Source organism: Fusobacterium perfoetens, assembly GCF_021531475.1.
GTDB lineage: Bacteria > Fusobacteriota > Fusobacteriia > Fusobacteriales > Fusobacteriaceae > Fusobacterium_B.
Genome location: NZ_JADYTX010000001.1, coordinates 64,919 through 79,650 on the forward strand (window position 1 = coordinate 64,919; position 14,732 = coordinate 79,650).

The window sequence follows — 14,732 nt, forward strand, 5'->3', positions numbered from 1 at the left end:
GAAATGAATTTAATGAAAGTAGAAGAAAATCTGACGAGTGAGATAATGTGTAGAACCTCAAGAAGAAAGTTTACAGACGAAGAAATAACAGTAGAAGAAGAAGTAAAAATAGTAGAGATTTTAGACAGAATCAACGAAGTGAGAGGTCTTTCTTTTAAAGCAGTAGCAAATTATGGTGGAGAAATTTTTAGTGGTTTTGGTTCTTATGGATTGATTAGAGGGTGCAATTCATATATAGCTCTTATTGGAGAAACCAAAGAGAAAAAAATAGAAGAAAAAATAGGATACTACGGGGAATATCTTGTTTTAAAATTGGTTCAAATGGGGTTTGGAACTTGTTGGATAGGAGCTACTTACGATCACAAAGAGATTTTTGAAGAGATAAGTCTTGATTATGGAGAAAAAATCTATTGTCTTATAGCTTTTGGAAAAGTAGAATCACAAGAAAAAGATGGATTTGAAAAACTTATATCTGTAATAGGAAGAAAAAGAAAAAGCATAGGAGATTTATTTCCAAACATAGATAAAATCGATGAAACTAAAAAAGATTGGGCAGTGAGAGGAATGGAGTTTGTACAAAAAGCTCCATCAGCTATGAACAGACAACCTTGGATTTTTAGAGAAAATGATGGAAATATTACTATCACTTCTAAAGAAAATGGTGGATATGAAAAAATAGATATGGGAATAGCTATGTTTCACTTTGAACAAGGGGCAAGAAATGCTAATTGTGAGGGTGAATGGAAAAGAAGAAATGGGGTTTGGAAATTCTTAGTAGGAGAGGAAAATGAAGATACACAGATTTAAAACAATAGATTCTACGAATAATTTTTTAAAAAATTTGGAAGAAAAAGAGGAATTTGAAGTTGCTATTGCTAAATCTCAAAGTTCAGGTAGAGGACGTAGAGGAAATAACTGGTCATCTGAAGAGGGAGGAGCTTATTTTAGTTTTATCTTAAAAGAAAAAAAAGATGTGGCTATTAGTGAATATGTAAAATTACCTCTTGTAGTTGGATATTCTTTGCTTAGAACATTTGAAGAGATGGAAAAAGATATAAAATTTCAATTCAAATGGACAAATGATGTATACGCCAACGATAAAAAAATTAGTGGAATTTTAGTTGAGAAAAAAAGAGAAGATTTTATCATTGGTATAGGTATAAACCTAAACAATCAGATAAAAGGTGAAGCTATTGGAAAAGGGATCTCTTTGAAAGAATTAACTAAAAAAAATTATGATATTGAAAAAGTAATTTTTCAAGTTATAGAGGATTTTAAGAAAAATATAAACTATTACTTAAATGGTAACTGGGAGGAGATTTTAAACTATCTTAACAGTAAAAATTATCTTCTGGATAAAAATATCATAATAGATTTTAGAGAGGGAAATCAAAAAAATGGAGTTGCTAAGGAAATAGCAAAAAGTGGAGAAATAATCATAGAGATAGACGGAAAAAGAGAAACATTTTCTGTTGGAGAAATCCACATTCACAAATAAAAAAATGAAGTCGCCTAGTGGGTTTATTAGGCGATTTTTTATTGTACACAAAGGATAAAAAATTGAAAAATAAAGCAATTTATGTTAAAATATATAGTAAACAAAAGTTTTTTAAGGAGGAAAAATGGAAAGAATTAAAATAGATACAGAGTTTATAAAACTAGACCAATTCTTAAAATGGGTTGGAATTGCAGAAAGCGGAGTTGACGCTAAAGATATGATTTTAAATAATGAAATTAAAGTAAATGGAGAAGTTGAAACAAGAAGAGGAAAAAAACTTCGTTCAGGGGATAAGGTAGAAGCTTTTGGAAAAGAATTTGTTATAGAGTAGAGGTGTGTTTTGAAAATACTAGAGATAAATTATGTAAATTTTAGAAATCTAATAGATAGAAATTTAAAGTTTTCTCCAAAGATAAATTTATTTCTAGGAAAAAATGGACAGGGAAAAACCTCTGTTATTGAGGCAGTATATTTTGGAGCCACTGGAAAAAGTTTTAGAACTTCTAAAAATCCAGATATGATAAAATATGGAAAAAATAAAGTTGGCTGTTTTATAGAGTATGAAGATAGGATAAGTGAAAAAAATTTAAGTGTAAAAATAGATAGCCAAAAAAAAGAGTATTCCTTTAATAGAAAAAAAATTCCATATGATGAATTTTATGGAAAGGTAAATGTTATCTCATTTATTCCTGAAGATATTGAACTTATTGTAGGTAGTCCATCTGTGAGAAGAAAATTTTTTGATGGAGAGATAGCTCAAGGAAATGAAGAGTATTTTAAAAATTTAAAAGAGTACACAAAGCTTTTAAAAATAAGAAATAAATATTTAAAAGATGGAAATTATCGAGATGAGATGTTTCAGATTTACCAAGATGAGTTTATAAAATATGGTGCTAAACTTATTAAGAAAAGAATAGAATATGTAAAAAATATTTCTATAATTCTTAATCTAAATTATAGAAAACTTTTTGATAATAAAAAAGAGTTATCCCTAAAATATAACTCTTTTTTAGGAGAGATAAAAAATATAGATATAAATCATTTAGAAGAACTTTTTAGGCAAAAAATAAAAACAGAGTTTTCAAAAGAGATAAGGTATGGATATTCCAATGTGGGACCACAAAAAGATGATTTTTTGTTTTTGTTAGATGAAAAAGAGGCAAAATCTTTCTCCTCTCAGGGGGAGAAAAAATCAATAATTTTTTCATTGAAGTTGTCTGAGATAGATATGATATTAAAAGAAAAAAGAGAAAATCCAGTATTTTTGATAGATGATGTTTCTTCTTATTTTGATTCTATAAGAAAAGAGAATATTTTAGATTATTTAAAAAAAAGAGATATTCAAGTGATAATAACTTCAACAGAGAAAATGGAAATTGGAGCCAAGATATTTTTTGTAAAATCAGGTGAGATTTATGAAGATTGTTGAAATGGATAGTATGATTTTGGAAGCTATGAAAAAAAGTAATACTTTGAGAACTGCTATGCTTGTTGGAAAATGGGAAGAGATAGTTGGCAAGGTTCATAAGATTTCTGAAGTTATAGGAATAAGAGAAAAAGTTCTGTATGTTAGAGTTGAAAGTTCAACATATCTTCACTTTATGAATATGAAAAAATATGAATATATCCAAAAGATAAATGGGTATCTTCAAGGGGATTATGTAAATAATATAGTTTTTAGAACTGGAAAAATTAATATAGAAAATAAATTTGAAATAGAAAAATTAAAAAATGAATATGAAAAAAAGATAAAAGATAAAAGAGTAATACCTAAAGAATATAAAACAGAGAAAATGAGTTTGGAAGAAAGTATAAAATATCTGTCTAAACTTTCTAAAAAAAGAGAGGAGTATCTTTTAGAAGAGGGATATTCAAAATGTAAAGAGTGTGGAAGTATATTTTTAGGTAAGAGAGATTTTTGTGATAAGTGTATGGGGATACCTATACAGACAGTAATTAATAAAAATTAAAAGTTTTAAAATAGAATTGGAGGAAAAGATGAGTAATAATTATCAAGCAGGAGATATTACGGTTCTTGAAGGGTTGGAAGCAGTTAGAAAAAGACCTGGAATGTACATAGGGACAACTTCTGAGAGAGGATTGCATCACTTGGTATGGGAGGTTGTAGATAACTCAATAGACGAAGCGTTGGCAGGATACTGTAATAAAATTATAGTTAACGTTCTTCCAAACAATATAATAGAAGTTATTGATAATGGAAGAGGTATTCCTACAGGATTACACCCTAAATATGGAAAATCAGCTTTAGAAATAGTTCTTACAGTACTTCATGCTGGAGGAAAATTTGAAAATGATAACTATAAGGTATCAGGAGGACTTCACGGAGTTGGAATTTCTGTTGTAAATGCCTTATCAGAGTGGCTTGAAGTAGAAGTAAAAAGAGATGGAAAAATATGGTTTCAAAGATATGATAGAGGTAAACCAGAAGAAGATGTAAAAATTATTGGTGAAGCTGATGAAACAGGAACTAAAGTAAGATTTAAAGCAGATGGAGAAATTTTTGAAACTTTAGTTTATAGCTATGAAACTCTTGAAACAAGATTAAAAGAGTTATCTTACCTTAATAAAGGGTTACAAATTGAATTGAATGATTCAAGAAAAGAACCAGTAAAATCAATAGCACTTCATTTCCAAGGTGGAATAATTGATTATATAAAAGAGGTTGAAAAAGATAGCGTAAAACTTATAAAAGAACCTATATATATGTCAGGTGAAGCTGATGGAATAATTTTTGAAGCAGTAATGCTTTACAATACAAATCAAAGAGAAACTATTTATTCTTTTGTAAATAATATTCATACTCATGAAGGAGGAACTCACGTTAGTGGATATAAAGTAGCTCTTACAAGAGTTATTAATGATTTAGGAAAATCTATGGGATACCTAAAAGATAAAGATGGAAAACTTCAAGGTAGTGATATAAGAGAGGGACTTACAGCTATAATTTCTGTAAAAATTCCTCAACCACAATTTGAAGGACAAACAAAAACAAAATTAGGAAACTCAGAAGTTACTGGAGTTGTATCTTCTTTAGTTAGTGCACAACTTAAAATGTACCTAGAAGATAACCCAAGTGATATGAAAGTTATAATAGATAAAGTTTTAAACTCTAAAAAAGCAAGGGAAGCAGCTCAAAAAGCAAGAGAGTTAGTTCTTAGAAAATCAGCTCTTGAAGTAGGTTCACTTCCTGGAAAATTAGCAGACTGTTCTTCAAAAGATCCTCAAGAATGTGAAATCTATATAGTCGAAGGAGATTCAGCAGGAGGATCAGCAAAGCAAGGAAGAGATAGAAGATTCCAAGCTATACTTCCACTTAGAGGAAAAATACTAAACGTTGAGAAAGCTGGACTTCATAAAGCTTTAGAAAATGCTGAAATCAGATCTATGATCACAGCTTTTGGTACAGGAATAGGAGATAATTTTAATATAGAAAAATTAAGATATGGAAAGATAGTTATAATGACAGACGCCGATGTTGACGGAGCTCATATTAGAACTTTACTTTTAACATTCTTCTATAGATATTTAGTTGATCTATTACATAATGGAAATATCTATATAGCTCAACCACCACTTTATAAAATATCTTCTGGAAAATCTGTACAATATGCTTATTCAGATAAACAATTAAAAGATATTCAATTAAAAATGGATTCTGAAAATAAAAAATATACACTACAAAGATATAAAGGATTAGGAGAGATGAATCCTGAACAACTATGGGAAACTACAATGGATCCAGATGTTAGAACTTTCTATCAAGTAAGAGTTGATGATGCGAGAGAGGCTGACTTAATATTTGATAAACTTATGGGAGATAAGGTAGAACCAAGAAGAGAATTTATTGAAGCTCACGCAGAGTTTGTTAAAAATTTAGATATCTAGTGTAATTAATTTAGGAGGAAATAGATAGGAATGTCTAATATAATAGATAAATATGTAGAAGAGGAAATGAAACAATGCTACTTAGATTACTCAATGAGTGTTATTGTAAGTAGAGCGATACCAGATGTTAGAGATGGACTTAAACCTGTTCATAGAAGAATTTTATATGCTATGAATGAGCTTGGAATGACTCACGATAAGCCATTTAAAAAATGTGCCAGAATCGTTGGGGAAGTTCTAGGTAAATATCACCCACATGGTGATAGTGCTGTGTATGGAGCTATGGTAAGAATGGCTCAAGACTTCAACTATAGATATGAGTTTGTAGAGGGACATGGAAACTTTGGATCTATAGACGGAGACGGAGCAGCAGCAATGAGATATACTGAGGCTAGAATGGCAAAAATAACTGATGAAATTCTAGCTGATATAGATAAAGATACAATAGATTTCAGAAAAAACTTTGACGATTCATTAGATGAACCAGTTGTATTACCTGCAAAAATTCCTAGTCTTTTACTTAATGGAACTGTTGGTATAGCTGTTGGTATGGCAACAAATATTCCGCCACATAATTTAGGAGAACTTGTTGACGGGACTTTAGCTCTTATAGATAATAGAGATATAACTTCTCAAGAACTAATTGAGTATATCCCCGGACCAGATTTCCCAACAGGTGGAATTATAAATGGTAGAAAAGGAATTCAAGATGCTTATACAAAAGGAAGAGGAAAAATCCAAGTTAGAGCGAAAATTAAAGTAGAAGATGCTTCTAATGGAAAACAAGCTCTTATAGTAAATGAAATTCCTTATCAAGTAAACAAAGCAGCTCTTATTGAAAGAATCGCTCTTTTAGTAAAAGAGAAAAAGCTTACAGGAATATCTGATTTAAGAGACGAGTCAGATAGAGACGGTATAAGAATAGTAATAGAATTAAAAAAAGGTGAAGAACCAGAAATAGTTTTAAATAAACTTTATAAATATACAGATCTTCAAACTTCTTTTGGGGTTATTATGTTAGCCCTAGTAAATAATGTACCAAAAGTTTTAAGCTTAAAGGAAGTTTTAGAAGAATATGTAAAACATAGATTTGAAGTTATCACAAGAAGAACTAGATTTGAACTTGATAAAGCAGAAAAAAGAGATCATATTTTACAAGGATTTAGAATAGCTTTAGAAAATATCGACAGAATAATTTCTCTTATTAAAAATTCAAAAGATTCAACAACAGCTAAAGATTTATTAATAGAAAAATATGCTTTCTCAGAAATTCAAGCAAGATCTATTATGGATATGAAACTTCAAAGATTAACAGGTCTTGAAAGAGAAAAAATAGAACAAGAATTCCAAGAACTTGAAAGAAAAATAAAAGAATTTAAGGAAATTCTTGCAGATGACCAAAAAATATATGATATAATGAAACAAGAGTTAGTAGAAGTAAAAGAAAAGTATAACGACGATAGAAGAACATTAATAGAAGATGAAAGAAAAGATATTGATGTGGAAGATCTTATCAAAGATGAAAAAGTTATACTTACTATTACAAATAAAGGTTATGTAAAAAGAATTGGTATAGATAACTATAAAGCCCAAAAAAGAGGTGGAAGAGGAGTTTCTAGCCAAAATACAATAGAAGATGATTTTGTATCTGATATGTTTGTAATGCTTAACCTTGATACTGTACTAATATTCACAGATAAAGGTAGAGTATATAAGATGAAAGCTTATGAAGTCCCAGAAACTTCAAAACAATCAAGAGGAAAATTAATAAGTAATATAATTAATTTCCAAGAAGATGAAAAGCCAACATTTATTATAAAAGTAAGAGAATTTACAGATAATAAAGAAGTAATATTTGTTACAAAAGATGGAACAATCAAGAAAACAAATCTTATGGAATATGCTAATATAAATAGCAATGGAAAAATTGCAATAAACTTTAGAGATGGAGATGCTTTAGTATTTGCAGGACTTATCAGAAGAGAAAGCGATCAATTATTTATTGCAACAAAACTTGGATACTCTGTAAGAATGGACTTAAATGAAGTAAGAAGTATTTCAAGAACAGCTATTGGAGTAAAAGGAATTACGTTAAGACCTGGAGATAGCGTTGTATCAGCTCTTTTAATAACAGATCCAGAAAATGAAACAATTCTAACAGTAACTTCTAATGGATTTGGAAAAAGAACTAGAGTAATAGAATATACTACTCAAAAAAGAGGTGGAATGGGAATTATAAACTTCAAACTTACTCCAAAAACAGGAGATATAATTGGAGTAAAACCAGTTATAGAAGATGAAGAAATAATTGCAATAAATTCTCAAGGTGTAGTAATAAGAACTTCTGTTGACTCAATAGCAGTTCATGGAAGAGCTACTTCAGGAGTTACAATAATGAAAACAGATGACAATTCAAAAGTTGTTGCTGTTGTAAAAATAAAAAATGAAAAAGATGAAGAAAGAATTCTTTCAGAAGATGAAGAAGAAACTTTAGAACTTGAAAAAGCAACAAAAGATGAAATATCTAAAGAGATAGAAGAAGATAATTTATTCCAAACTTTTGATAGCGAGGAAGACGAAGAAATATAGATTTATCATAATGCTTTACAATGAAAAAGGAGGTTTTTTTATGGAAAGAAATGTACTTTTAGTTTTAGGGAATGGTTACAATAGAAAAAATCTTATAGATAGTGCTATTTATTTGAGGGATAATTTTGGATTTAGAATAAGACCTTTTCATGTAAGAGATGTTAGAAAGAAAGAGTTTTTACCAAATGCAGTAGATGGAATTATGCTAGAACCAATGTTAGCTGGAATAAATAAAGAGTGGAATGCTTTTGAAGAAAAAGAGATTGAAAAAATAAAAGCTGAACTTAAAGAAAATGGGATAGATGCTGAGCTAGAAGTAAGTTTTGGAATAACTCCAGAAGTAGTTATACAAGAGCTAAAAAAATCTGATATGCTTCTTATAGAAAAAGAGGAAAGATTTACAGAAGATTTAATTGTATTGATGAAAAGATTCTATAAACCAATAATAGTTGTAAGAGATAAACCTCTTAGATTAGAAAAAATAGCTATTGCTAATGACGACGGAACAAAAGTTAATAAAAGTTTCCAAAGATTTGCAAATATTTTTACTCATATAAAAGAGATAAAATCTTTTGAGCTAGTTGATTCATTAGAAGTAGATGATGAAGAAGAAAATAAAGAAAATTACTTAAACGCTTTTATGGAAGGTAAAGGATTAAAAGTAGAATCTGTAAAACTTTTGAAATCTGATTCAGATGCTTTTTTACAAATCTGTAAAGAAGAAGATGTATTAATAATGGGTAACTTAAGTAACTCATATTTATATGAAAAACTAACTAAGAAAGTTGGAATAAAAATAATGGAACAAGCAGAAACAACTTTATTTATAGCTTAATGATAGAAAAGGGATAAAATGAGAATAGTAGTAGTATCAGATGTTCATGGTTGTTTTGAACGTCTATATAGAATTATAAAAAAAGAAAATCCTCAAATGGTAATGTTTTCAGGAGATGGAAATGAAGATATAGAACACATGCAATTTGTATTTCCTGATATAAAATTTGTAACAGTTAGAGGAAATTGTGACTATGATAGTGATTTTAAAGATGAAGAGCTTGTGGAGATACTAGGAAGAAAGATTTTTATCACTCATGGACATATCTATGGTGTAAAAAGAAACTACCATAATATAGAGATAAAAGGGAGAGAAGAGGGGGCTGATGTTGCAATATTTGGTCACACTCATTCTCCATACCTAAGCAAAAAAGAAAATATAATTTTATTTAACCCTGGAGCTGTTCTTTGTGGCAGCTACGGGGTTATCAACATAGAAGAAAACAAAAAAATTGAATTGATTCATAAAGAGATTCAATAATCTTTACGGGAGGGAAAATGAAAGAAAAATTATCTTTGCTTAAATCTCAAGCAAAAGAAGAAATTTTAAAACTTGTTACTTTGCAAGAAGTAGAAGATTTTAGAGTTAAATATTTAGGAAAGAAAGGGCTTGTAACAGAGATTTCTAAAGGAATGAAAAATCTTTCTGCTGAAGAAAGACCTGTTATTGGACAACTTTTAAATGAAATTAGACAAGAGATAACAGAATTTATCGAAAGTAAAAAAGAGGAGATTACAAAAGAGTTAAAAGCTAAACAATTAGAAGAAGAAGTAATCGATATAACTCTTGCTGGAAAAAAAGCAGTACCTGGAAGATTACATCCATTGACAGAAACAGCAAATTTACTTAAAAAAATCGCTATGGATATGGGATTTGACGTTGCTGATGGACCAGAGATAGAACTTGTAAAATATAACTTTGATGCTTTAAATATACCAGAATCTCACCCATCAAGAGATATAACAGATACTTTCTATATTTCTGATGAAGTATGTCTAAGAACTCAAACATCACCAGTTCAAGTAAGATATATGCTAGAAAAGAAACCACCTTTTAGAATGGTTTGTGTAGGAAAAGTTTATAGACCAGACTATGATGTTTCTCATACACCAATGTTCCATCAAATCGAAGGATTAATGGTAGGAAAAGATGTTTCTTTTGCTAACTTAAAAGCAATACTTACTACTTTTATGGAAAAAGTTTTTGGAGAAAATACAAAAGTAAGATTTAGACCTCATTTCTTCCCATTTACAGAACCAAGTGCAGAAATGGACGTAGAATGTGTTATCTGTAAAGGTAAAGGTTGTAGAGTTTGTAAAAACAGTGGTTGGCTAGAAATTATGGGTTGTGGAATGGTAGACCCAGAAGTTTTAAAATCAGTAGGATATAATCCAGATGAAGTTTCAGGGTTTGCATTTGGTATGGGTATAGAAAGAATAACTATGCTTAGACATGGAATTGATGATTTAAGAGCATTCTTTGAAAATGACACAAGATTTTTAAAACAATTTAAGTAGGAGAGTGAGGAGTAAATGTTAATTTCATTAGAATGGCTTAAACAATATGTAGACGTAAATGAAAATATAGAAGAGCTTGATAGAGCTTTAACAATGATAGGACAAGAGGTAGAAGCAATAGAAGTTCAAGGTAAATATCTTGATAATGTTGTTATTGGACATATAGTTGAATATGGAAGACACCCAGAAGCTGATAAACTATCATTATTAAAAATAAATGTTGGAGAAGAAGAACCTATCCAAATAGTTTGTGGAGCACCAAATCACAAAGAGGGAGATAAGGTAGTAGTTGCAAGAATAGGTGCAGTATTACCAGGAGATTTCAAAATTAAAAAAAGTAAAATAAGAGGAGTAGAATCTTTTGGAATGTGTTGTTCAAAAGCTGAGTTAGGTTTAGGAAAAGACCACTCAGGAATAATCATTTTACCAGAAGATGCACCAGTAGGAATGGAGTATAGAGAATATGCCGGATTAAATGATACAGTATTTGAATTAGAAATCACTCCAAATAGACCTGACTGTCTTTCTCATATAGGTATTGCGAGAGAGATAGCTGCTTATTATGGAAGGGAAGTAAAATATCCAAAAATAGAAAAATTACAAGATGTAACTTTAACTGATGATACTTTAGATATTGCTATTGAAGATACTGAAAGATGTAAAAGATTTGCTGGAAGAATTATCCGTGGAGTAAAAGTTGGGGAATCTCCAGAATGGTTAAAGAAAAGAATAATGGCTATGGGATTAAACCCAATCAATAATATAGTAGATATTTCAAACTTTGTAATGTTTGAATACAACCAACCAATCCATATATATGATTTAAAAGAGATAGCTGGTGGAAAAATTGTTGCTAGAAGAGGAAAAGCAGGAGAAAAATTAGTTACTCTTATGGAACAAGAAATTGATGTTAACGATGAATTAGTAATCGCTGACGGAGAAAAACCATCTGGTCTTGCTGGAATTATGGGAGGACTTGGAAGTGGAATAAAAGATGATACTCAAGATATATTTATTGAAGTAGCTTATTTCGTTCCTGAATTTATAAGAAAAGCTGGAAGAAAATTTGGAATAGTAAGTGATGCTGGTTACAGAAACGAAAGAGGAACTGACATGGAAAATGTTCCAACTGTACTTGATAGAGTAACAGATTTAGTATTACAACTTGCTGATCCTCAATCAGTAGGAAAAATGGTTGATGTATATCCTGCTAAATATGAGTCTTGTGAAATTATTTTAGATATAGCAAAATTAAGAAGATTTGCTGGAAAAGATATAGAAAAAGAAAGAATAATAGAAATATTAACTAACTTAAATCTTCAAGTAACAGATTTAGGAGAAACTTTAAAAGTTGTTCCTCCAAGTTATAGAGGAGATTTAGTAAGACCTGCTGACTTATATGAAGAAGTTATCAGAATGTATGGATTTGAAAATATAGAAGATAAAATGCCAGTTGAAGATATATCTGCTGGAGTAAAAAATGAAGTTATAAAACTTATGGACGAATCAAAAGATGCTCTTGCAAAAATAGGACTTCAAGAAGTTATCAACTATAGTTTCATTCCAAAAGAAGTAAAGGACATGTTACATATAGATAGAGAAGAAATAATGATTCTTAACCCTATCGTAGAAACAATGTCTATGATGAGACCAACTTTAATATATAGTATTTTAAATAATATTAAAGAAAACTTAAATAGAAATCAAGATTCTATAAAAATATTTGAAGTAGCTAAAGTATTTGAAAAAACAAATGATTTATTAGCTATTGAAGATATTCATATGGCTATTGGAGTTTGTGGAAGAGATGAAAAATCTTTATGGAATCCAAAACCAGAAGCTTATGATTTCTATACATTAAAAGGATATGTAGAAGAATATTTAGAAGAAATCGGAATAAAAGGATATAAAATAGTTAGAACTACAAATCCTAACTTCCACCCAGGAAGAGCTGCTGATATTATGATTGGTAGACTTTGTGTAGGAAGTTTTGGAGAAATTCACCCAGAAATAGCTGAAAAAATGGATATCACAAGAGAAAGAGCTTATATAGCTGAAATGAATGTTTCTTTATTAAAACAATATATGAGCAAAAAAATAAAATATGAAAAAGTAGTAAAATATCCAGAAGTAACAAGAGATTTTGCTATTGTTCTTGATGAAAAAGTTTTAGTTGGAGATATGATAGAGGCTATTAAGAAAAGTTCAGATTTTGTAGAATCAGTTGGTCTATTTGATATTTACAGAGGTGAACACATAGAAGCTGGTAAAAAATCAGTTGCAATAAGTATTGTAATGAGAAATAAAAATGGTACTTTAAATGAAGAAGATATCACAAAAGTACAAAATAAAATTTTAAATATCATAAGAACTAAATATTCAGGAGAAATAAGACAATAATACAACATAAGTATGGAGGGATAATATGGATTCTTTAAGAGAATTATTTAAAATAGGAAATGGACCTTCAAGCTCTCATACAATGGGACCAGAGAGAGCAGCTAGAAGATTTAAAGAGGAGAATAAAGAAGCAGATCATTTTAAAGTGGAATTGTATGGTTCTTTAGCTCTTACAGGTAAGGGACATCTGACAGATTGGATAATAGAAAAAACGTTAGCTCCTAAAAAAGTGGAAGTACGTTGGAAGCCAGAAATAGTCTATCCTTTCCATACAAATGGAATGAAATTTTTTGCCTATGATAAAGATGGAAAAGAATTAAAATCTTGGTTAGTTTTCTCAGTTGGTGGAGGAACTATTGTTGAAGAGGGACAAGAGAGAAATAGTGGAGAAAAAATATATCCATTAACAAAAATGACTGATATAGTAGATTGGTGTAAAAGAAATAAAAAAGAGCTTTGGGAATATGTTTTTGAGTGTGAGGGAGAAAGTATCAAAGAATATTTATTAGAAATCTGGAAAGCTATGGAAGAGGCAGTAGAAAGAGGAATAAATACAGAGGGAATTCTTCCTGGAAGTATACAATTAAAAAGAAGAGCAGCTACTTTTTATAAAAAATCAAGAGGAGAGGGAAAAGTAAGAGCTTTTAGAGGAAAACTTTTTGCTTATACTTTAGCTGTGTCTGAAGAAAATGCAAGTGGAGGAAGAGTTGTTACAGCACCTACTTGTGGAGCTGCAGGGGTAATTCCTGGAGCTTTATATACTTTAGCAGAAGCATATGAATTAAAAGATGATGAGATAGTAAAAGCTTTAGCTATAGCAGGTTTAATAGGAAATATAGTAAAAGAAAATGCAAGTATTTCTGGAGCAGAGGCTGGTTGTCAAGCAGAAGTTGGAACAGCTTGTTCAATGGCAGCTGGAATGGGAGCTTTCTTAATGGGAGGTTCTGTGGATCAAATCGAATATGCAGCAGAAATGGCTTTGGAACATAGTCTTGGGCTTACTTGTGACCCAGTAGGAGGTTATGTTCAAATCCCTTGTATAGAAAGAAACGCTTCAGCAGCAGCAAGAGCTTTAGATACATCAAATTATTCTATTTATACAGATGGAGTTCACTCTGTTTCATTTGATGAAGTAGTTATCACAATGAAAGAAACTGGAAGAGATTTAAAAGATGAATACAAGGAAACATCTCTAGGAGGACTTGCAAAATATTATTGTAAGGGATGTTGTTAATGAATAATTAAAAGTAAAGAAAGCTGATTTAATCAGCTTTTTTTATAAAAAAACTTGAATTTTTAAAATTAAGTAGTATAATTGAAAACAAGAGAGGATAGTAATGAAATTAGTAGTAGGACTGGGAAATCCAGGGAAAGAATATGAAAAAACAAGACATAATGTAGGTTTTATGGTTTTAGATAAGGTCGCTGAAAAATTAAAAGTTTACGATTTTAAAGAAAAATTCAGTGGACTTTTAGGGGAAGCAAATTATAAAGGAGAGAAGGTACTTCTTTTAAAACCACAGACATATATGAACTTAAGTGGAAACTCAATAGTACAAGTTATTAATTTTTATAAATTAAATGTAGAAGAAGATCTGATAGTTGTGTATGATGATATGGCTCTTCCTTTAGGAAAACTTAGAATGAGAGAAAAAGGAAGTGCTGGAGGACATAATGGAATAAAATCTATTATTTCACATTTAGGAGATAAATTTTTAAGAATAAAATTTGGAATTGGTCAAAGTAAAGACAAAGATAAAATAGTTGATTTTGTAATCGGAAGATTTTCGAAAGAGGAAGAAGAGGAAATAAGTAAAGTATTAATTCACGCAAGTGACGTGGTTATAAGTGTGCTAGATGGGGTTTCAATAGATAGAATTATGCAAAATTGTAATAAAAAATAGAAATTTAGAACGAAAAAAAAACAAAAAAACATTGTTAAATTAGTTAAATTATGGTAAACTTAATGTGCAATGTTTTTTACAAA

13 protein-coding genes are annotated in these 14,732 nt (G+C 29.8%); all 13 read left to right on the plus strand.

What is annotated here, in order from left to right; translation table 11 throughout:
- Positions 1-12: 12 nt before the first annotated feature.
- The 13 genes from I6E15_RS00355 to pth all read left to right on the plus strand — a co-directional run bounded on the left by I6E15_RS00355 (position 13) and on the right by pth (position 14,649).
- Entirely contained in the window at positions 13-807 is a 795-nt protein-coding gene (locus tag I6E15_RS00355; RefSeq protein WP_235243373.1) for a nitroreductase family protein, read from the plus strand.
- Entirely contained in the window at positions 788-1,498 is a 711-nt protein-coding gene (locus tag I6E15_RS00360) for a biotin--[acetyl-CoA-carboxylase] ligase (RefSeq protein ID WP_235243374.1), read from the plus strand. The genes I6E15_RS00355 and I6E15_RS00360 overlap by 20 nt, the downstream gene beginning before the upstream one ends.
- A gap of 124 nt (positions 1,499-1,622) precedes the next feature.
- On the plus strand, positions 1,623-1,829 hold the full coding sequence (gene yaaA / locus I6E15_RS00365) for a S4 domain-containing protein YaaA (RefSeq protein ID WP_235243376.1): 207 nt from the start codon (positions 1,623-1,625) through the stop codon (positions 1,827-1,829).
- 9 nt (positions 1,830-1,838) lie between these two features.
- Positions 1,839-2,927, plus strand: coding sequence for a DNA replication/repair protein RecF (recF, locus tag I6E15_RS00370; RefSeq protein ID WP_235243378.1), 1,089 nt, complete (start codon positions 1,839-1,841; stop codon positions 2,925-2,927).
- Positions 2,914-3,468 carry a DUF721 domain-containing protein gene (locus I6E15_RS00375; RefSeq protein ID WP_235243380.1) on the plus strand — a complete coding sequence of 185 codons (555 nt, stop codon included), beginning with the start codon at positions 2,914-2,916 and terminating at the stop codon, positions 3,466-3,468. The genes recF and I6E15_RS00375 overlap by 14 nt, the downstream gene beginning before the upstream one ends.
- A 28-nt stretch (positions 3,469-3,496) precedes the next feature.
- Positions 3,497-5,404: a DNA topoisomerase (ATP-hydrolyzing) subunit B gene (gene gyrB, locus I6E15_RS00380; protein ID WP_177160448.1), complete on the plus strand. Its 1,908-nt coding sequence runs from the start codon at positions 3,497-3,499 to the stop codon at positions 5,402-5,404.
- A 30-nt stretch (positions 5,405-5,434) separates the two neighbouring features.
- The gene (gyrA, locus tag I6E15_RS00385) at positions 5,435-7,993 is read left to right on the plus strand and encodes a DNA gyrase subunit A (protein WP_235243381.1); all 2,559 of its coding nucleotides are present in this window, start codon (positions 5,435-5,437) and stop codon (positions 7,991-7,993) included.
- 40 nt (positions 7,994-8,033) lie between these two features.
- Positions 8,034-8,828 (plus strand): hypothetical protein, encoded by a 795-nt coding sequence (locus I6E15_RS00390; RefSeq protein WP_177160446.1) that lies wholly within the window; start codon positions 8,034-8,036, stop codon positions 8,826-8,828.
- Between the two features lie 18 nt (positions 8,829-8,846).
- Positions 8,847-9,308 (plus strand): YfcE family phosphodiesterase, encoded by a 462-nt coding sequence (locus tag I6E15_RS00395; RefSeq protein WP_177160445.1) that lies wholly within the window; start codon positions 8,847-8,849, stop codon positions 9,306-9,308.
- 17 nt (positions 9,309-9,325) lie between these two features.
- The gene (gene pheS / locus I6E15_RS00400; protein WP_235243383.1) at positions 9,326-10,345 is read left to right on the plus strand and encodes a phenylalanine--tRNA ligase subunit alpha; all 1,020 of its coding nucleotides are present in this window, start codon (positions 9,326-9,328) and stop codon (positions 10,343-10,345) included.
- A gap of 15 nt (positions 10,346-10,360) precedes the next feature.
- Positions 10,361-12,745: a phenylalanine--tRNA ligase subunit beta gene (gene pheT, locus I6E15_RS00405; protein ID WP_235243385.1), complete on the plus strand. Its 2,385-nt coding sequence runs from the start codon at positions 10,361-10,363 to the stop codon at positions 12,743-12,745.
- Positions 12,746-12,770: 25 nt separating this feature from the next.
- Positions 12,771-13,979, plus strand: coding sequence for an L-serine ammonia-lyase (locus I6E15_RS00410; RefSeq protein WP_177160442.1), 1,209 nt, complete (start codon positions 12,771-12,773; stop codon positions 13,977-13,979).
- A 103-nt stretch (positions 13,980-14,082) separates the two neighbouring features.
- Positions 14,083-14,649 carry an aminoacyl-tRNA hydrolase gene (gene pth / locus I6E15_RS00415; RefSeq protein WP_177160441.1) on the plus strand — a complete coding sequence of 189 codons (567 nt, stop codon included), beginning with the start codon at positions 14,083-14,085 and terminating at the stop codon, positions 14,647-14,649.
- The last annotated feature ends 83 nt before the right edge of the window (positions 14,650-14,732 follow it).